This window comes from Porphyrobacter sp. ULC335 (assembly GCF_025917005.1).
GTDB lineage: Bacteria > Pseudomonadota > Alphaproteobacteria > Sphingomonadales > Sphingomonadaceae > Erythrobacter.
Genome location: NZ_CP078091.1, coordinates 440,989 through 459,195, shown reverse-complemented (window position 1 = coordinate 459,195; position 18,207 = coordinate 440,989). Strand labels below are relative to the sequence as shown.

Below are 18,207 nucleotides of genomic sequence, written 5' to 3'. Positions count from 1 at the left end.
GCGCAAATCGCTAGGCCAAGCTCCTAAACTTAGCTGATACGGCCGTCAGGGCACGACCCCGACTGCGGCAGCGCGGAGCGCGCGGCACGCTATGGCAAGGCCATCGCCGGGACCATGCGTGACGAAGGGCAAGGGGTCTGTTGACCGCGCGGGCAAAGAGTTTTTCGCGCCAGGTCGCTGATAAGGAACGTTTTCCTTGAATAACAATAACAACAACCGGAATAACCGTCGTCGCGGTCGCGGAAATCGCAACCAAGGCGGCAACCCCAGCCAGCTCAACCGGATCGACAGCCGGGCGCGTGGCAATGCCCCGCAGATGCTCGACAAGTACAAGAAGCTCGCGCAGGACGCCCAGCATAACGGCGACCGGGTGCAGATGGAGTACTACCTCCAGTTTGCCGACCACTATTTCCGGGTGATTGCCGACAACAAGGCCCGTCTGGACGAACAGCGCGGCGGTGTCGGCGGGAATCCGCGTCGCAACGACGAGCGCGAACAGGCCGAGGACTTCGAAGACGATTTCGATTTCGACCGTGGCCGTCGCAGCGAAGCGCCGACGCGCTCGCCCTACGAACAGCCCGACAACGAATCGCGCGGCGACGTGATGGAAGGCGAACCGGGGCAGGAAGGCGAAGCCTTCCTCACCGAAGATCGCGGCAATGATCGCGGTGATGACCGTGACGGCAACCGCGACGATAACCGCCAGCGTGGCCCGCGCCGCCAGCCACAGCAGCGCAAGCCTCGCGAAGAGGGACGTGACGGCGGGCGCAGCGAGAAGCGGGCTGATCGTCCTGAACGCGCTGAGCGTCCCGAGCGCACTGAGCGTCCGGAGCGCGTTGCAGAACGCACCGAAAAGCCCGGGCGTGGCCGCAAGCCGCGCAAGCCCGCCGATGATGATGGCCGCGGCGTGATCGACAGTTCGATCCTCCCGCCCTCGATCCGCGGCGATGACACCGGGTCCGGCGAAAGCGGCGGCGCGCTCGAAACGGTCGAGTAAGCTGCCGTGATCGAGCGGCTGGCCGCAGTGCCTGCGTTGGCGCAGCGCTTTCCGGCGCTTGCCGCGATCGTGCTGGGGCTTATCGCCGCCTGCGCCTACCCGCCGCTGCACCTGTGGCCTTTGGGCCTCGCCGCGCTGGCGGGGTTCGTGTGGCTCGTTTTCGCCGCGCCCACCAAGCGCGCGGCGCTGTGGGTCGGGTGGTGTTTCGGCTGGGCGCATCTGACGCTCGCCAACAACTGGATCGCCACCGCCTTCACCCATCAGGCGAAGATGCCCGAATTTCTCGGGTGGCTGGCGGTGCCGCTGCTGTGCATCTATCTCGCGATCTATCCCGCATTGGCCGCACTAGCGGCGCATGTTCTGGCCCGTCGTCAGCCGCTGTGGGCCTTCGGTCTGGTGCTGGCGGGCGCGTGGGTCGTCACCGAATGGCTGCGCGGATGGGTGTTCACCGGATACCCTTGGCCGCCCTTGGGGCTGATGCTGCTCGGGACGTGGGACACGCCGGGCTTGGCGCGATACATGACAATCACCGGCACATATGCGTTGTCAGGGCTCACTCTCCTGATCGCGGCTGTGTTGCTTGCGGGCCTTGTCTCACGCCGTTGGGTCAATACGGGCGGCCTTGCGCTGCTGCTCATCGTGGGCATGATCGCTCCGCTGAAGGAGCGCGCCCCGCAGACGGAAGGCGTTCGCTACACCCTTGTCCAGCCCTATATCCCGCAGTCGGAAATCAACGACGGCTCCAAGTTCGAGGAGCAATTCGCCCGCCTCACCCGCCTGACCGCACCTTCGCGCGATCAGTCGCGCCTTGTGCTCTGGCCGGAAAGCGCGGTCCCCGACTATCTCGAGGAAGGCTATCCGGAGCGATACTATATCCAGATGACCGCGGACGCTGACCCGGTGGTAGCGCGGCGGCGGATCGGCCAGGTGATCGGCCCGCAATCGACGCTGCTCGCGGGCGTGGTCAACCTCAACATCGGCACAGGCCCCTCCGGCGTGCCCGCGGCGGTCAGCGCGCGCAATTCCGTGATGGCGATCAACGGCAAGGGCGCAATCCTTGCGGGCTACGACAAGGCGCATCTGGTGCCCTATGGCGAATACCTGCCGCTGCGCCCGATCCTTGAACCGCTCGGCCTGTCGCGGCTGGTGGCGGGCAGCATCGATTACCTGCCCGGCCCCGGGCCGCGCACGCTCGACCTCGGCGTCCATGGCAAGGCGGGGGTGATGATCTGTTACGAGATCGTCTTCTCGGGCGCAGTCGCCGACAAGGCCAATCGCCCCGATTACATCTTCAATCCCTCGAACGATGGCTGGTTTGGCAGCTGGGGCCCGCCGCAGCATCTCGCGCAGGCACGGATGCGCGCGATCGAGGAGGGACTGCCGGTGCTGCGTTCCACCACCACCGGGATCAGCGCCGTGATCGACGCCAGTGGCGTGGTGCGCGGAACAATCCTGCAGGGGAAGGCGGACAAGCTTGAAGGTTTCATCCCCAAGGCCAAGCCCCCGACCCTGTTCGCGCAGTTCGGCCACGGACTGACACTGGCATGGGCTGCGCTGCTGCTTCTCCTCGGCCTTGGCCTGCCGAGAGTGCTTGCGCTCATCCGCGCGCGCCGCTAGGGCGAACGGGAAAACGCGCGGACATAAAGGTTTCCTTATATCTCTATAAGTTGTCCTTCTTCCCGCACCGATCCGCCCATTCCAGCCCCCGGGGTATTCATGCGCACCAACTATCTCTTCACCTCCGAAAGCGTCTCCGAAGGCCATCCCGACAAGGTCGCCGACCAGATTTCCGACGCGATTGTCGACCTGTTCCTCTCGAAGGACGCCGAAGCGCGCATCGCCTGCGAAACCCTTACCACCACGCAGCTGGTGGTGCTGGCCGGCGAAATCCGCTGCAAGGGCGTGTTCGAGAACGACGAATGGGCGCCGGGCGCCGAAGCCGAGATCGAAAAGACCGTCCGCGATACGGTGAAGCGCATCGGCTACGAGCAGGACGGCTTCCACTGGGAGAAGTTTGAATTCATCAACCGCCTGCACGGCCAGTCGGCGCACATCGCGCAGGGCGTGGACGCGGGCGAGAACAAGGATGAAGGCGCGGGCGACCAGGGCATCATGTTCGGTTACGCGACCGACGAGACCCCCGGCCTGATGCCGGCGACGCTCTATTACAGCCACAAGATCCTCGAGCGTATGGCGGCTGACCGCCACTCGGGCGCGGCGCCTTTCCTCGAGCCCGACGCCAAGAGCCAGGTGACCCTGCGTTACGAAGGCTCGATCCCGGTGGCGGCGACTGCGGTGGTCGTCTCGACCCAGCACAAGGCCGGATATGACGAAAACGAACCGGCCAAGCAGGCCGAGCTCGAAGCCTATGTGAAGGGCGTGATCGCCGACGTGATCCCGGCCGAGCTGCTGCGCGAAACCGAGTACTTCATCAACCCCACCGGCAGCTTCGAAATCGGCGGACCGGATGGCGACGCGGGCCTGACGGGCCGCAAGATCATCGTCGACACCTATGGCGGCGCAGCCCCGCACGGCGGCGGCGCGTTCAGCGGCAAGGATCCGACCAAGGTTGACCGTTCGGCGGCCTATATCACCCGCTACCTCGCCAAGAACGTGGTGGCCGCTGGTCTTGCCACGCGCTGCACCATCCAGATCGCCTATGCGATCGGGGTGTCGAAGCCACTGTCGCTCTATGTCGACACGCACGAAACCGGCACCGTGGGCGACGACGTCATCGAACAGGCGATCCTCGGCATCGCCAAGCTCGGCGGCCTGACCCCGCGCAGCATCCGCACGCATCTTGGCCTCAACAAGCCGATCTACCGGCCGACCGCCGCCTACGGCCACTTCGGCCGCACCGCGGAAGGCGACTACTTCCCGTGGGAACGGCTTGATCTGGTGGACGATCTGAAGGCCGCACTGGCCTGATCCTGATTGAGGCGCTGGACCCGCTTAGCGGTTCAGCGCCTCACGCCACCGGCCCCAAATGGTGCCGGTAACAAGACCCGCAAGGGTCCCCGGCAGCGCGAAGAACAGGGATTCTTCGCTAAGCTCGCCAGCCATGGCCGTGACAATTGCAGCAGGCACGAAAGCGCCGAGAAGCATCCCCGCCGCCGCATAGGTGCGGCTTCTGTCCTGACCGCTGCCAGACAAGATCAACGTCAAGGGCAGGCCTAACAGCACTGCCGATGCGAGCACGATCGCGCCCGAAAGCATCAGGGGGTAGGCAAGCACCAGCGCGGTCTCGCCAAGGCTCCGATATTCCAAACCGGCAAACGCCAGCGGGATCATGAACAGCACCGTGTAGGGTGCAGCCCCGGCTACCGTTCCCCAACCCACCGCGCGGGCGAAAGCTGTAAAACCGTTGGTCATCTTGCGTTCCTTTCCATCGGTGGAACAGGCGGCGCGGTGGCCGCCCGTCCTTACCGGTCGTTACGCCTCGGGCGCAGCGGGGCGCGCGTTGGCGGCCCACTGCTCCTCGCGGAACCACGCCCCGACCTTGCGGCCGAACTTGGCGATCGCGTTCATGTTGAAGAAGTGCATGGCGCCCAGCACCAGCACCGCGAAGCCGACTTTGCTCGACAGGTAGCGGATCGCTTCGGGCACGCTTTCCGGCGGCTTGCCGAATTGTAGCGCCAGCAGGATGAAGCCGAGGTTCACCAGATAGAAGCCGACCACCAGCAGATGGTTGGTCGAACGGGCCAGCACTTGATCATGGCCGAAGCAATCGACCAGAAACACCTCGCCGTTCTTCGACAGGGTGCGCGCCACCCACACCGTCAGCCCGATGCTGATGGCAAGGTAGGCGAGATAGCTCAGGGATTCATGCATCGATACCTCCTGTTGTTTCTGTAAACACCGAAATAGACGGGCAAGCGGAAATGATGGTGGGTCTGGCCTCCTGTGTCAGTTGCGGGATTTTCCGGGGATCAGGCGTGCGACCCGGCCGCCCAGCTTCATCAGCGTGACGAGGGTCGATTTGGGCAGGCTGCGCACATCGTCGTACCAGTGTGCCAGCGTCCCGATGAATTCGTGCATCCGTCCGATCCGCTCGATTACGTGCGGCGGCACATCACTGCGTGTCGCCATGTCGGCGCTCAACTGCCGCAGGGCAGTAATGGTCGGGTCGATCTCACGCTTCTTGCGCTCGCTGACGATCCGGATGAGCATTTCCCACAGGTCGGTTTCCGCGACGAAGTGGTCGCGCCTGTCGCCCTCCACATGGGTGCGACGGATGATGCCGTAGGATTGCAGCTCCTTGACCCCGGTCGAGACGTTGGACCGCGCAAGACCAAGCGTCTCGCAGATTTCCTCGGCGTGAAGCGGACGATCGCTCAGATAGAGCAGCGCATGGATCTGCGCGACCGAGCGGTTGACCCCCCAATGCGTCCCCATCTCCCCCCAATGGAGGATGAAGGATCTGGCTTCGGGAATGTCATAGACTCGCATCGCATCACCAATTTCTGTAAAAACAGAAATAGCTGACACGGATTGGGAGTCAAGTGGGAAAGCGCCAGTGCGTTGCCTGCCCCTTAGCGGGGAGGGTCGTCAGCGCCGTGGATCGGTGAGGGGCGGTCGAGCGCGAGTTCGGCGTCGGAGAAAGTGAAGGGGCTGCGCACCCCGGCCATCCCGCCGAGCTCGACCCGCATCCCGCGCGCGATCACCTGCGGGTCGGCAAAGACTTCGTCCAACCGGTTGATCGGTCCGGCGGGGACACCTGCCGCATGGCAGGCATCGAGCAGGCCCTGCTTGGTCCAGCCCGCTGTCGCCGCCGCAATCTCGGCATCAAGCGCCCGGGCATTCGCTGTCCGATCACCATTGGCGAGAAAGCGTGGATCGTCACACAGTTCGCTCCGCCCGAGCACCGCCATCAGCTTGTGGAACAACCCGTCATTGGCCGGCGCGAGGATCACGTGACCATCGGTCACCGCAAACACACCGTAGGGCGCGACCTGTGCGTGGGCATTGCCCATGCGCGGCGGGTTCTCGCCTGTGGTGAAGAGATAGGTCGCCTGATTGGCGAGCAGCCCGACCGAGCAATCGAGCAGGCTCATATCGACCTGCTGGCCGAGTCCCTGCCTTGGGCCGGTCCGCGCCCGCATCAACAGCGCAGCCTGAACGCCGTTCGCCGCCCAGACGCCGGTGGCAAGGTCGCTGATCGAGATGCCCATCTTGACCGGATGCCCCTCCGGTTCGCCGGTCAGCGACATCAGACCGCTCATCCCCTGCGCCACGAAGTCATACCCTGCCTCGTGGGCGCGCGGTCCGGTCTGGCCGAAACCGGTGATCGAGCAATAGACAAGGGCGGGGTTCGCGGCCGAGAGGCTGGCGTAATCGAGCCCGAATTTGGCGAGGCTGCCAGTCTTGAAGTTCTCGATCACGACATCGGCGTCACCGCACAGCGCGCGCACCCGCGCGAGATCATCCGCATCACCAAAGTCGGCAATGATCGAGCGCTTGCCGCGGTTGCAGGCGTGATAATAGGCGGCTTCGCGGTGGACGGTGCCGTTGGCATCGGTGCGCTCGACCCAGGGCGGCCCCCACAGCCGGGTGCCGTCGCCTTCCGGGCTCTCGACCTTGATCACATCCGCGCCGAGGTCCGCGAGAATCTGCCCGCAGAACGGCCCCGCCAGAACGCGGGCGAGTTCGACGACCTTGAGGCCCGCCAACGGGGCATTGGGGTTGCGGGGTTCGGGGAGCCACATGGTCATTCGCCCAGATGCTTTCTGAGGAAGGACACGCTGTCGGCAAGCACCGGCCCCTTGCCGCGGAACGGCACCGAGATCGCCATGACCACCTCCTCGTGATCAAGCGGGCCGTAGTTCCTGACCTCGACCGGCGCACCCAGTTCCCGCAGCTTCGCGCCGAGGTTGTTGGCGTTCCTCGGGCGCACCGTCTCGTCGCCGTCCGATGTGACGAGCAGCAGTGGCGGCGCATCCTTGCGCGCAAACGCAATCGGCTGCGTCTCTTCCGGGCGCGGCCATTGGCTGAAGGCTGCAACCGAACGCGGGCTGTCGAAAGGATAGAAGTCATAGGGGCCGGACAGGCCAACCGCCGCCTTGACGTTGGCTGGATCGGCACCCGCTGCCGTCAGCCGCTTCGCGTCCAGCGCCAGCATCACCGCCTGATAGGCTCCTGCCGAGTGACCCATGAAGGCAACCCGCGCCGGATCGCCGCCGTGCTTGGCGATGTTGTCCTGCACCCATGCGACAGCCTCGGTCCCGTCATCGAGGAAGGCGGGGAAGTGAACCTCGGGCACCTTGCGGTAGTCCGGGATGACCACAAGGAATCCCTCGCGTGCCAGCGCTCTCCCGGCAAAGGCGTAGGCGGCACGGTCGCCCTTGGCCCAGCCACCGCCGTACCAGAAGATCACCACCGGCAGCTGACCCTTGGCCTTGGCATCAGGGGCCCAGATGTCCAGCGTTTGGCCGTGGCTCCCGAAAGCCACACCCTCCGCCACCAGCCGCGCGCCCGCACTACCGCCTGCCATCCGGTCGTAATAGGAGAGCAGTCGCGGCGGCGAGGTGAAGGCGAGGATGCTGCCGATCATGACAAGCAGCAGGGCAAGGCCGAGCGCAATTCCACGCCTCATCAGACGACGTAATGCGCGGTGGTGGTCGCTGCGATATCGGCCTCCGTCACGCCCGGTGCCATCTCGATCAACCGGAACGGCGAGGCGTGATCGGTCCGCGCAAACACCGCAAGGTTGGTTATGACCATGTCGACCACCCCTGCTCCGGTCAGCGGCAGGGTGCAGGCCGGGATGAACTTGGGCGCGCCGTCCTTGGACGTGTGATCCATCACCACGATGATTTTCTTCACTCCGGCGACAAGATCCATCGCGCCGCCCATGCCCTTGATCATCTTGCCCGGGATCATCCAGTTGGCGATGTCGCCGTTCTCGGCCACTTCCATGGCGCCCAGGACGGTGAGGTCGATATGCCCGCCGCGGATCATCGCGAAACTGGTCGCACTGTCGAAATAGGCGCTGTGGGGAAGTTCGCTGATCGTCTGCTTGCCGGCGTTGATGAGATCGGGATCGACCTCGTCGTCATAGGGGAAGGGCCCGATGCCGAGCATCCCGTTCTCGCTCTGCAGCGTTACAAGCATGCCTTCGGGAATGTGGTTCGCCACCAGCGTCGGGATGCCGATGCCGAGGTTGACGTAATAGCCGTCCTTCAGCTCGCGCGCGGCGCGGGCGGCCATCTGGTCGCGTGTCCAACCGGTCAAAACAGCGGCCTCGGCCATCAAAGAAACTCCCTGAGAAATTGCGGCTGCAGCCTAACGGAAATGCAGCACGAGAAATTCGAACTCGCCATGACGCATGATGTCGTCACCATCCTCGTCGAACCAGGCGACGAGGTAGAGCGGTCCCTTGGTGGCGCTGACCGGGTCTTCGCGCCATTCCCCACGCGCATCATCGCCGCCGATGGCAGAGACATTGAAGACGTGGCGGTAATAGTCGGGACCGAGCCTCAGCCCGTAGAGGTGGTTGTGTCCCTCGGCGCCCAGTATCAGGGTGCCCGATCCGGCCGCCGTGTCGGCAAAGCCAGTGCCGGGCAGGAAATAGGGTGGCAACGCAACGGGGGGTTCGGGGTTTGCGCGTGCTTCGGGCTCGGCAGCGGCAAAGATGCTGTCGTCGCGCCACGCGGCGATCCAGTAGGTGTCGTCAGTCCCGCGCACCGGCAGCACGATCGAAAAAGGTGCGCGCTTCAGCGTAACCTCGGATCGCAACATGTCCTTTGCAGTGAGCGGGACTTCGGCACCGCCCTGTTCGAACCGCAGCGCCAACCACGGTGAATGGCTGAGGCGCGTGGCATCCGTCGGCGCGCCACTGCCCGCCGCCGCAGCTTGCGGCAACGCAGCGGCCAGCGCGGCCAGCAGCGCAAGAAGACGGACGGAGGCAATCACCGGGTCAGTTGCCCAGCAAGGGCGCAATCAGGAACCAGCCGTCGCCGATCAGCGGCTCGATACCCGCGCCCGCTTCGGCGTTGAGGAGATACTTGAAGCGCTCGTCAAAGTCCGGACGCTCGTCTCCGGCAATGGCGACGATGCAGGCGATCCCGGCAAGGTTTTCCTTGCGCTGCTGTTTGCCATCCTCGCCATCGCGGCGCAGCGAGATGATATCCTCACCGCGCGGATCAAGCCCGGATTGCTCCAGCGCCGCCCGCAGCGAGCCCGATTGGTTGACCGGCATGTCGGAGAGCCAGGCGATCTCCACGCCCGCTTCGCGCAGCACAGCAAGACCAAGCGCCAGACTGGGCAGCTTGGCAGGGTTGGCCGGGGGGGCAAACACGCCGCCCGCCGGGTCGAGATCGATCACCGCCACCAGCTGCTCGCCCACCGCACAGCGGCGGCGCTTGCCATCGAGCGCGACCGGGTCGGTGAGGACCGCCGAGGGCAGATCGGCCCCGCCCGCCGCGCCGCGCGCGGAGGCGTGGCCATAGCGCACGAAGCGGGCGAAACCGGCCTGTTCGGGCGGGAGCGGACGGTCAGGATCGGGATAGGACGCAACCGCTGGCAGCGCCGGGCGCGCCGCAGGGGTGGCTGCCGGTACAACCGCTGCGGCAACGGGTGCGGGTGCCGGAGCGATTACCGGAGCAGAAGCAATTACCGGAGCGGGAGCCGGAGCGGGAATGGCAACCGGACGCGGTGTGGGTGCCGGAACAGGCGCGGGCGCAGGCGCAGGCGGCACCGGGACCAGCGTCACCGTTGGCACAGGGGCCGGCTTGGGCTGGACCGGCGCAGGGGCTGGGGCCGGTTTCGGTGCTGGTACCGCCGCCACAGGGGCGGGCTTGGCCGCAGCCTCCTTGCCATCTCCGTCGACCACCCGTGATCCGACCATCGCCGATCCGGCGATCGCCGGAATGGCCGCCGCGATGCAGCCCGAAAGCGACGTCCCCGCCAGCAGCACCAGTGGCATCAAGGCAAGCTTCTTGTTCATCACGCCGTCTCCCTCTCCCGAACGGTGCGGAATTCTATCTTCTTGTCGTAGGGCGCGCCCAGCACGATCCGGTTAACGAACACGCCTGCCAGATGGATCTGGTCAGGATCAAGTGCGCCTGCCGGTACCACCTCCTCGACTTCGGCAACGCAGATCCTGCCGCAGGTTGCTGCGGGCAGGTTGAAGTTGCGCGCGGTCTTGCGGAACACCAGATTGCCTGTCTCGTCCGCCTTCCACGCCTTGATGATGGCAAGGTCGGCAAAGATACCGTGTTCGAGGATATAGGTCTGCATCACCCCGTCGCGATCGGGGAAGTCCTTGTGTTCCTTCCCCTTGGCAACTTCGGTGCCGACGCCGGTGCGGGTGTAGAAGCCGGGAATACCCGCGCCGCCCGCCCGCATCCGCTCGGCCAGCGTGCCTTGCGGACAGAATTCGACTTCGAGCTCGCCCGCCAGATATTGCCGCTCGAACTCCTTGTTCTCGCCGACATAGGAGCTGATCATCTTTCTGACCTGACGGGTGCGCAGCAACTTGCCGATGCCTTCGTTGTCGATCCCGGCATTGTTGCTGGCGAAGGTCAGGCCGCCGACGCCCGAATCGCGAATCGCATCAAGCAGCCGTTCGGGAAGGCCGCACAGGCCAAAGCCCCCGGCAGCGATCAGCATGTCGTCGCGCAGCACACCAGCAAGTGCGCTGTTGGCGTCGGGGTAAAGCTTGGTCATCGGGCCTGACTGCCTCTTATTGTGTCGAGCAAGGACAATCCCTCCTGCGGGATCGATCCTCTGATTAGTGCGTTCGGGGGGCGCTGTCACGCCCGCGCGAGTCGCCAAGTCGAATCGCGGTTCATGTTGCGTCGCAAAACGGTAACACGGCAAAAATCTGCTCAATCTTTAAGCGAATGCCGCGCGATTGGGCAGAAATATGCAAGTTTGCGCATGAAACGGCACATAATCGCGAGTCTGTTGCGGTCTTTGCAACCAATTGGGCTGCTTTCGCACTTGCACAATCGCCTGAGTTGCGGCATTTGAAAGGTGCCTTTCAGGCATCCTCTCCCAAACTTTCAAAGCCCGGCCCAGTGCCGGGCTTTTTTTCGCCCGACGCAAACCTCTGGCAGCGGAGTGTGACGGTATGGCTGCAGTGAGCACGCCCCCTTGCGCCGCCCGCAGATTGCATTCGATTGGCGCTGTTCCTAGCTATCGGTTTCGCAGACCCGATAGTCGCTTGCACAGGAACGCCCACGATGGCCGACGCCGAAACCGCCACTCCGACCCGCACCGTGCGGCTACAGGTCGCGCCTGCCCGTCAGGAGGAATCCGGCGCGGGGATCGCCCGAATCCCCCGTTCGGCGTTCCAGAAGCTCGGAATTACCGAAGGTGATGTGGTCGAAATCCGCGGCAAGCGCGTGACGGCCGCGATCGCCATGGCCGCCTATCCTGAAGACGACGCGCTCGACGTGGTGCGGCTCGACGGGCTGCAGCGCGGCAATGCGCAGGGCGGATCGGGTGAGCATGTCGAGATCGCGCGCGGCGAATCGCGCCCAGCCACACGCGTGGTCTTCGCTCCCGCCCAGCGCGAGATGCGTCTTCAGGGGCCGACCCAGGCGTTGAAGCGCAACTTCTTCCGCCGGCCGCTGGTGGCGGGCGATCTGGTGGCGACGACCGGACAGCAGCCGGTGCAGAACATGCCTGCCGATGTGCGCCAGCTCTTGCGCGCGCCAGCCTATGCCTTGACCCAAATCCGCCTGACCGTTGCCTCGACCAGCCCGAAGGGCATCGTCCATATCGACGAGAACACCGAGGTCGAATTGCGCGCCGAGTTCGAGGAACCGCGCGATGGCCGGGCGGTCGTCAACTACGACGACGTCGGCGGAATGGAGGACACCATCCGCGCGCTGCGCGAGATGGTCGAGCTGCCGCTCCGCTACCCCGAACTGTTCATCCGCCTCGGCGTAGAGCCGCCCAAGGGCGTGTTGCTCCACGGCCCGCCGGGCACCGGCAAGACCCGCCTCGCGCAGGCGGTCGCCAATGAGAGCGACGCCGAATTCTTCACCATCAACGGCCCGGAAATCATGGGATCGGGCTATGGCGAGAGCGAAAAGCGCCTGCGCGAAGTGTTCGAGGAGGCGAGCCGCGCTGCGCCTGCGATCATCTTCATCGACGAGATCGACTCGATCGCGCCCAAGCGCACGCAGGTGCCGGGCGAGGCGGAAAAACGTCTTGTCGCCCAGCTGCTCACCCTGATGGACGGGTTGGAGAAGCGCGCCAACCTCGTGGTGATCGCCGCCACCAATCGCCCCGACGCGATTGACGAGGCGCTGCGCCGTCCGGGCCGGTTCGACCGAGAGATCGTGATCGGCGTCCCCGACCAGCGCGGGCGGCGCGAGATTCTCGCCATTCACACCCGCGGGATGCCGCTCGAAAGTGCGGTCGATCTCGATGAACTCGCCCGCGTCACCCACGGCTTTGTCGGTGCGGATATTGCCGCTCTGGCACGGGAAGCCGCCATCGAAGCGGTGCGCCGGATCATGCCGCGTCTCGATCTCGATGAACGCACGATTCCGCCCGAAGTGCTCGAAGACCTGTGCGTTTCGCGCGACGATTTCCTCGCGGCGCTCAAGCGCGTCCAACCCTCGGCGATGCGCGAAGTGATGGTGCAGGTGCCGAATGTCGCCTGGAGCGATATTGGCGGCGCGGGCGAGGCGATCGACAAGCTCAAGGAGGGGATCGAGCTGCCCCTCAAGAACCCCGATGCCTTCCGCCGCCTCGGCATTCGCCCGGCGAAGGGCTTCCTGCTCTACGGCCCGCCCGGCACCGGCAAGACCCTGCTGGCCAAGGCTGTCGCCAAGGAGGCAGAAGCGAACTTCATCTCGATGAAATCGAGCGACTTGCTGTCGAAATGGTACGGCGAGAGCGAGCAGCAGATCGCCCGCCTTTTCGCCCGCGCCCGCGCGGTCGCGCCCTGTGTCGTGTTCATCGACGAGATCGATTCGCTGGTTCCCGCGCGCGGGTCAGGGCAGGGCGAGCCGCAAGTCACGGGCCGCGTGGTCAACACCATCCTCGCCGAAATGGACGGGCTGGAGGAGCTGCAATCGGTGGTGGTGATCGGCGCGACCAACCGTCCGACGCTGGTCGATCCGGCGCTGCTACGACCGGGTCGGTTTGACGAGCTGGTTTATGTCGGCACCCCGGACAAGGCGGGGCGCGAGCATATTCTGGGCATTCACACCGACAAGATGCCGCTGGGCGATGACGTCGATCTGGCGGCGATGGCGGCGCAGACCGAGCGTTTCACCGGCGCCGACCTAGAAGACCTCGTGCGCCGCGCCGGGCTTGCCGCGCTGCGCCGTGTGGGCAGCGAAGTCAGCACCGTCGAGGGCCGCGATTTTGACGCAGCGCTGAAGGATTCGCGCGCGACCGTGACGGCCGAGATGGAGGACGAGTACAAGAAAATGCGCGGCGAGTTGAAGAAGCGCGCCGCTGCGGTGCAGCCGATCGGGTTCTTCTCGCCTGACATGCTCAAGCCGACGCGGGAGCGGAAGCACGATTGATGTTCGCGAAATGTTTCACGTGAAACATTGCTCATCCCGTTCATCCTGAGCTTGTCGAAGGACCGTTCTTTCTTCCCGCCGCGGTGCGAGGAGCAAGAAAATGCGGCCCTTCGACAAGCTCAGGGCGAACGGAGGCGGGGTGTAGAGGGGGTCTAGCCTGGGTCTAACCCGCAGCAAACCTGCTCTGTGCTAATGCGCCGCGTCCCAGCTCAATCCGGTGCCGATATCGACGCCGAGCGGCACGGTCAGCTCCACCGATGGCAGCGCCGCTTCGGCCATCACCTGACGGATAATCGGGGTCGCGGCCTCCACCCGGCCTTCGGGCAGTTCGAACACCAATTCGTCGTGCACCTGCAACAGCATCCGCACATCGTGCAGGCCTGCGTCCGCCAGCGCCGGGAGCATCCGCGCCATGGCACGCTTGATAATGTCGGCGCTGGTCCCCTGGATCGGCGCGTTGATCGCGGCGCGCTCTGACCCCTGCCGTTCGGCCTGGTTCTTGGAATTGATCCGCGGGAACCAAGTCTTGCGGCCGAACAATGTCTCCGAATAGCCCTTGGCCCGCACGCTTTCGAGCGTCTCGTGGATGTAACGCTGGATGCCGGGGAAGCGCTGGAAATAGGTGTCGATCATGGCCTGCGCCTCTTCCGGCGGCACTTCCAGCCGCGCGGCGAGGCCCCAGCGGCTGATGCCGTAGAGGATCGCGAAGTTGATCGTCTTGGCGCGGGCGCGGGTGTCACGGGTGACTTCGCCGAACATTTCGCGGGCGGTGCGGGCGTGGATGTCCTCGCCGTGGGCGAAGGCTTCCTTCAGGCTGTCGACATCGGCCATATGCGCGGCGAGCCGCAGTTCTATCTGCGAATAGTCCGCCGCCAGCAGCACATTGCCGGGTTCCGGCACAAAGGCCTCGCGGATCTGGCGGCCGATGGCGGTGCGGATCGGGATGTTCTGCAGGTTCGGATCGGTCGAGGACAACCGCCCGGTCTGCGCGCCGACAAGGCTGTAGCTGGTATGGACCCGCCCCGTATCGGGGTTGATCGCCTGCTGAAGCGCATCGGTATAGGTCGATTTGAGCTTGGAGAGCTGCCGCCATTCCAGCACCAGCCGCGCTATCGGCGCGCCTTCGCCTGCGAGCTTTTCCAGCACCGAAACGTCGGTGGAATACTGCCCGCTCTTGCCCTTCTTGCCGCCCTTGTAGCCAAGCTTGTCGAACAGGATGTCGCCCAGCTGCTTGGGGCTGCCGACGGTGAATTCCTGCCCGGCGACAACGTGGATTTCGCCTTCCAGCCGACCGATCTCGCGGGCGAATTCCTCGGACAGTTTGGCGAGCCGCGCGCGGTCGACCCGGATGCCTTCACGCTCCATTGCGGCAACCACGGGGATCAGCGGACGGTCGACGCGTTCATAGACCCGACTGCCCCCCTCCACCGCCAGCCGCGGCTTGAGGTGCGCATGGAGCCGCCAGGTCACGTCCGCATCCTCGGCGGCGTAGGCGGTGGCGCGGTCGAGCGGGACTTCGGCAAAGCTGATCGTCTTCTTGCCGGTGCCGCACAGGTCCTTGAACGGGATCGGGGTGTGACCAAGGTGGCGCTGGCTCAGCTCGTCCATCCCGTGGCCGCCCCCCATGCCCTCCTCGCCGCGCCCGGCGTCGAGCGCGAAGCTGATCACCATCGTATCGTCGATCGGGCTGACCGCGATCCCCTGCCGCGCCAGCACGTTGAGATCATACTTGCCGTTCTGGAAGATCTTGAGGAGGGCCTCGTCCTCCAGCAGCGGCTTCAGCGCGGCGATGGCCTCGGCCTTGGGCACCTGCTCGGGCTTTTCGGCAAACATATCGCTGCCGCCATGGCCCAGGGGAATGTAGCACGCGTCATTCGGGCCGAGCGCAAGGCTGACCCCGACCAGATCGGCGCGCATCGCATCGAGCGAGGTGGTTTCGGTATCGACCGCCACCCGCCGCGCGGCGGCAGCGCGGGCAATCCACGCGGCCAGCCGTTCCATCGTCTGCACCGTCTCATAGGCAGAGTGCTCGACCGGCGGCATCTCGGGCAGAGGCTGGCGGTTGCCCTCGCCGCTCCCGTTGGCGGAAGCCCCATTGGCGCCGGGTGTGGTCGGCTTGGGCGGGTTGAGATCGGTCGTGCGCGAGGGGCTGCCCGATCCGGCATCAAGCCGCCGCAGTAGCGAAGTGAAGCCATGGTGCTGGAGGAATGCAGCGAGCGGCTCGGGCGGCACCGGGCCGAGCACCATTTCATCGAGCGGCTGGGGGAGGTCGCAATCCTCCTTCAGCGTGACCAGCACCTTGCTGAGTTCCGCATCCGCGCGCCCTTCGATCAGGCGGTCCTTCAGTTTGGAAGGCTTCATCGCAGGCGCCGAATCCAGCGCCGCGGTGAGCGAGCCATGTTCGGCAATCAGCTTCGACGCGGTCTTGGGGCCGATGCCGAAGATGCCCGGCACATTGTCCACCGCATCGCCCATCAGCGCCAGCACATCGCCCACCAACTCGGGTGCGACGCCGAACTTTTCCTCGACCTCGGGCAGCCAGATGCGCTGGTTCTTCATCGTGTCGAGCATGTCGATGCGCGCCGGACCGTGGGGGGTCTCGATCTCGCCGATGAGCTGCATCAGGTCCTTGTCGCTGGAAACGATGGTCACGTCCCAACCCCGCTCCTGCGCGCGGCGGGCATAGGTGGCGATCAGATCGTCCGCTTCCAGCCCCGGCACTTCGATGCAAGGCAGGCTGAAGGCGCGGGTGGCATCGCGGATCAGCGGGAATTGCGGGACGAGATCCTCTGGCGGGTCGGGCCGGTGTGCCTTGTAATGCTCGTAGATGTCGTTGCGGAAGCTGATTGATCCGGCATCAAGGATCACTGCAAGGTGGGTCGGCCCCTCAGCCTCGTCGAGATCGGCGGCGAGCTTCCACAGCATTGTGGTGTAGCCATATACAGCGCCGACCGGCGTCCCTTCCGGGTTCGTCAGCGGGGGCAGGCGGTGGTAAGCCCGGAAAATATAGGACGAGCCATCGACGAGATAGAGGTGCTGCTTATCGGACATGGCGTCTGCTAGCATCCGCCGCCGCGCGCGGGTAGGGGTTTGGCGCGGGATCTCGGCTTTCCGAAAATGTGGCAAAAATACGGCAAAATTTGGGCGCGACGCCCTAATCTGCTTGTATCCCGAGATATGAGGCCCTAGATTCCCCAGTGAACCGGACGAGAGAGAACGCCGGTCGACGCGCCCTTTCAGGTCGCGTGTCATCTGCAGGAAGAAGGAATTCATATCATGCGCAAGATCATCCTCGCCGCCGCCATCGCCACCTCGGCCCTCGGCCTCGCCGCTTGCAGCGAAAAGACCGAATCCGAAACCGGTGAAGCTGTCGACGCCATGGCCGAAGACGCCGAAGCCAATGCCGACGCCGCCGGCGACGCCATCGAAGGCGCTGCTGACCAGACCGCTGCCGGCGTTGAAGCCGCTGCCGACGGTGCAGCCGAAACCGCCGAGAAGACCGCTGACGAAGTCGGCGATGCGGCTGCCAACGTGGCTGCCGAAGCCGAAGAAGCTGCCGAATAATCGGTTGCTGCCTGCCCCGCTCCAGTGGCGGGGACAGTCACAAACAGGAAGGGCGGCACCGCAAGGCGCCGCCCTTTTTGCTGCCTGTCGTCAGGCGAGGCGGTCAGCCGCCGGTTGCGTAGGGGGCGCTGGCCCAGTTGCGGGTCGGGTTCTGCTGGGCCCTGACCGCAAAACCATCATACAGCGCGCGGGCAATGGCTGCGATCCGCTCTTCGCGGGCCTGCTTGCCGCCCTGACCGGTGACGTAGATCGCCACCGCGATCACCCGGCCATCGGGGCATTCGATCAAGCCCACGTCGCTCGAGGTGTTGTTGAGCGATCCGGTCTTGTGGCTCACCCGCGCTTCCAGCGGGATGTGCGCGGGGATGCGGCGCTTGCCGGTCACGGTGCGGCTCATCGCGGAGAGCAGCACCTGACGGCTCTGGTCGGACAGGAAATCGCCGCGATGCAGCCCGGCGAGCAGGCGCACCATGGCGCGCGGGGTCGCCGCGTCGCGCGTGTCGATGTGGACGGCGGGGTTATACTCCCCGTCATCGCGCACCAGCGTCGCAATGTCGCGGTTGATCGAGAAGCTGGAAATCCCCTGCCGCTTCATCCAGTCATTGACCACAGCCGGCCCGCCCACTGCGGCGAGCAGCGCATCGGTTGCCGGGTTGGAGGAACGGGTGATCATGATCTCGATCAGGTCGATCGCGGGCATATACTGCCCCGGGCGCACCGGCGCCTTGGCCGATGAATACTTGGCCGAAACCACCGGCATCATCAGCGGGAATTCCGATGTGAGGGTGTAACGCCCTTGTTCCACCATCTCGAGGAAGGTGGCGGCCACCGCGACCTTGCTGGTCGAGGCCATCGGGAACAGCTGATCGCCCAGCACCATCACTTCCTCGCCCGTGGCAAGGTCTACCGCAGCAACACCGATCCGCCCCATCGCGGGGTTGGCGAGTTCGGCAATGCGCTGTTCGAAGGTCGAGGCATAGACCGCATCAAAGCTTTGCGGGTTGCGTTCCTGCGTGCCGAAGGTGCTGTCGAAGGTCGCCTGCAGCTCGTCCTGGTTCGCCGCCGCCGGGCTCGCCAGAGCCGCGAAGGAAGCGGCAAGGCCGGTCAGAACAGCGAAAAAGCGGGGGCGTGCCATATCTACAGGCTACTCCAACA

At 65.2% G+C, this 18,207-nt stretch carries 16 protein-coding genes; 5 read left to right on the top strand and 11 right to left on the bottom strand.

What is annotated here, in order from left to right; translation table 11 throughout:
* Positions 1-196 precede the first annotated feature (196 nt).
* The 3 genes from KVF90_RS02150 to metK all read left to right on the top strand — a co-directional run bounded on the left by KVF90_RS02150 (position 197) and on the right by metK (position 3,925).
* Positions 197-997 carry a DUF4167 domain-containing protein gene (locus tag KVF90_RS02150; RefSeq protein ID WP_264393211.1) on the top strand — a complete coding sequence of 267 codons (801 nt, stop codon included), beginning with the start codon at positions 197-199 and terminating at the stop codon, positions 995-997.
* Between the two features lie 6 nt (positions 998-1,003).
* Positions 1,004-2,614 carry an apolipoprotein N-acyltransferase gene (lnt, locus tag KVF90_RS02145; protein ID WP_264393210.1) on the top strand — a complete coding sequence of 537 codons (1,611 nt, stop codon included), beginning with the start codon at positions 1,004-1,006 and terminating at the stop codon, positions 2,612-2,614.
* 99 nt (positions 2,615-2,713) lie between these two features.
* Complete coding sequence (gene metK / locus KVF90_RS02140) at positions 2,714-3,925, top strand: methionine adenosyltransferase (RefSeq protein WP_264393209.1); 1,212 nt, start codon at positions 2,714-2,716, stop codon at positions 3,923-3,925.
* 24 nt (positions 3,926-3,949) lie between these two features.
* Here the strand turns inward: metK and KVF90_RS02135 are convergent, their stop codons facing one another.
* From KVF90_RS02135 to KVF90_RS02095, 9 genes are all read right to left on the bottom strand, one after another.
* Positions 3,950-4,369: a hypothetical protein gene (locus KVF90_RS02135; RefSeq protein ID WP_264393208.1), complete on the bottom strand. Its 420-nt coding sequence runs from the start codon at positions 4,367-4,369 to the stop codon at positions 3,950-3,952.
* 60 nt (positions 4,370-4,429) lie between these two features.
* Complete coding sequence (locus tag KVF90_RS02130; RefSeq protein ID WP_264393206.1) at positions 4,430-4,828, bottom strand: hypothetical protein; 399 nt, start codon at positions 4,826-4,828, stop codon at positions 4,430-4,432.
* 75 nt (positions 4,829-4,903) lie between these two features.
* The gene (locus KVF90_RS02125; protein ID WP_264393205.1) at positions 4,904-5,446 is read right to left on the bottom strand and encodes a GbsR/MarR family transcriptional regulator; all 543 of its coding nucleotides are present in this window, start codon (positions 5,444-5,446) and stop codon (positions 4,904-4,906) included.
* An 83-nt stretch (positions 5,447-5,529) separates the two neighbouring features.
* Positions 5,530-6,702: a CaiB/BaiF CoA transferase family protein gene (locus KVF90_RS02120; protein WP_264394619.1), complete on the bottom strand. Its 1,173-nt coding sequence runs from the start codon at positions 6,700-6,702 to the stop codon at positions 5,530-5,532.
* Positions 6,703-6,704: 2 nt separating this feature from the next.
* On the bottom strand, positions 6,705-7,589 hold the full coding sequence (locus KVF90_RS02115) for an alpha/beta hydrolase (protein WP_264393204.1): 885 nt from the start codon (positions 7,587-7,589) through the stop codon (positions 6,705-6,707).
* Positions 7,589-8,245 carry a CoA transferase subunit B gene (locus KVF90_RS02110; RefSeq protein WP_264393203.1) on the bottom strand — a complete coding sequence of 219 codons (657 nt, stop codon included), beginning with the start codon at positions 8,243-8,245 and terminating at the stop codon, positions 7,589-7,591. Before KVF90_RS02110 ends, KVF90_RS02115 begins: the two co-directional genes overlap by 1 nt.
* A gap of 33 nt (positions 8,246-8,278) precedes the next feature.
* A complete protein-coding gene (locus KVF90_RS02105) occupies positions 8,279-8,908 on the bottom strand; it encodes a hypothetical protein (RefSeq protein ID WP_264393202.1) in 630 nt (209 codons plus the stop codon).
* A gap of 4 nt (positions 8,909-8,912) precedes the next feature.
* Positions 8,913-9,941: a hypothetical protein gene (locus KVF90_RS02100; protein ID WP_264393201.1), complete on the bottom strand. Its 1,029-nt coding sequence runs from the start codon at positions 9,939-9,941 to the stop codon at positions 8,913-8,915.
* Positions 9,941-10,663, bottom strand: coding sequence for a CoA transferase subunit A (locus KVF90_RS02095; RefSeq protein ID WP_264393200.1), 723 nt, complete (start codon positions 10,661-10,663; stop codon positions 9,941-9,943). Before KVF90_RS02095 ends, KVF90_RS02100 begins: the two co-directional genes overlap by 1 nt.
* A 518-nt stretch (positions 10,664-11,181) precedes the next feature.
* Between KVF90_RS02095 and KVF90_RS02090 the strand changes: the two genes are divergently transcribed.
* Positions 11,182-13,488, top strand: coding sequence for a CDC48 family AAA ATPase (locus tag KVF90_RS02090; RefSeq protein WP_264393199.1), 2,307 nt, complete (start codon positions 11,182-11,184; stop codon positions 13,486-13,488).
* A 189-nt stretch (positions 13,489-13,677) separates the two neighbouring features.
* Here KVF90_RS02090 and polA read toward each other — a convergent pair whose 3' ends face one another.
* Entirely contained in the window at positions 13,678-16,539 is a 2,862-nt protein-coding gene (polA, locus tag KVF90_RS02085; RefSeq protein ID WP_264393198.1) for a DNA polymerase I, read from the bottom strand.
* 225 nt (positions 16,540-16,764) lie between these two features.
* Between polA and KVF90_RS02080 the strand changes: the two genes are divergently transcribed.
* Positions 16,765-17,052, top strand: coding sequence for a hypothetical protein (locus KVF90_RS02080; RefSeq protein ID WP_264393197.1), 288 nt, complete (start codon positions 16,765-16,767; stop codon positions 17,050-17,052).
* A 103-nt stretch (positions 17,053-17,155) separates the two neighbouring features.
* Here the strand turns inward: KVF90_RS02080 and KVF90_RS02075 are convergent, their stop codons facing one another.
* Positions 17,156-18,187 carry a serine hydrolase gene (locus KVF90_RS02075; protein ID WP_264393196.1) on the bottom strand — a complete coding sequence of 344 codons (1,032 nt, stop codon included), beginning with the start codon at positions 18,185-18,187 and terminating at the stop codon, positions 17,156-17,158.
* Positions 18,188-18,207 lie beyond the last annotated feature (20 nt).

Coding starts and splice junctions, on each gene's coding strand:
- metK (WP_264393209.1), top strand. CDS start 2,714: ATGCGCACCAACTATCTCTTCACCTCCGAAAGCGTCTCCGAAGGCCAT.
- KVF90_RS02135 (WP_264393208.1), bottom strand. CDS start 4,369: ATGACCAACGGTTTTACAGCTTTCGCCCGCGCGGTGGGTTGGGGAACG.
- KVF90_RS02130 (WP_264393206.1), bottom strand. CDS start 4,828: ATGCATGAATCCCTGAGCTATCTCGCCTACCTTGCCATCAGCATCGGG.
- KVF90_RS02125 (WP_264393205.1), bottom strand. CDS start 5,446: ATGCGAGTCTATGACATTCCCGAAGCCAGATCCTTCATCCTCCATTGG.
- KVF90_RS02120 (WP_264394619.1), bottom strand. CDS start 6,702: ATGTGGCTCCCCGAACCCCGCAACCCCAATGCCCCGTTGGCGGGCCTC.
- KVF90_RS02115 (WP_264393204.1), bottom strand. CDS start 7,589: ATGAGGCGTGGAATTGCGCTCGGCCTTGCCCTGCTGCTTGTCATGATC.
- KVF90_RS02110 (WP_264393203.1), bottom strand. CDS start 8,245: ATGGCCGAGGCCGCTGTTTTGACCGGTTGGACACGCGACCAGATGGCC.
- KVF90_RS02100 (WP_264393201.1), bottom strand. CDS start 9,941: ATGAACAAGAAGCTTGCCTTGATGCCACTGGTGCTGCTGGCGGGGACG.
- KVF90_RS02095 (WP_264393200.1), bottom strand. CDS start 10,663: ATGACCAAGCTTTACCCCGACGCCAACAGCGCACTTGCTGGTGTGCTG.
- KVF90_RS02090 (WP_264393199.1), top strand. CDS start 11,182: ATGGCCGACGCCGAAACCGCCACTCCGACCCGCACCGTGCGGCTACAG.
- polA (WP_264393198.1), bottom strand. CDS start 16,539: ATGTCCGATAAGCAGCACCTCTATCTCGTCGATGGCTCGTCCTATATT.
- KVF90_RS02080 (WP_264393197.1), top strand. CDS start 16,765: ATGCGCAAGATCATCCTCGCCGCCGCCATCGCCACCTCGGCCCTCGGC.
- KVF90_RS02075 (WP_264393196.1), bottom strand. CDS start 18,187: ATGGCACGCCCCCGCTTTTTCGCTGTTCTGACCGGCCTTGCCGCTTCC.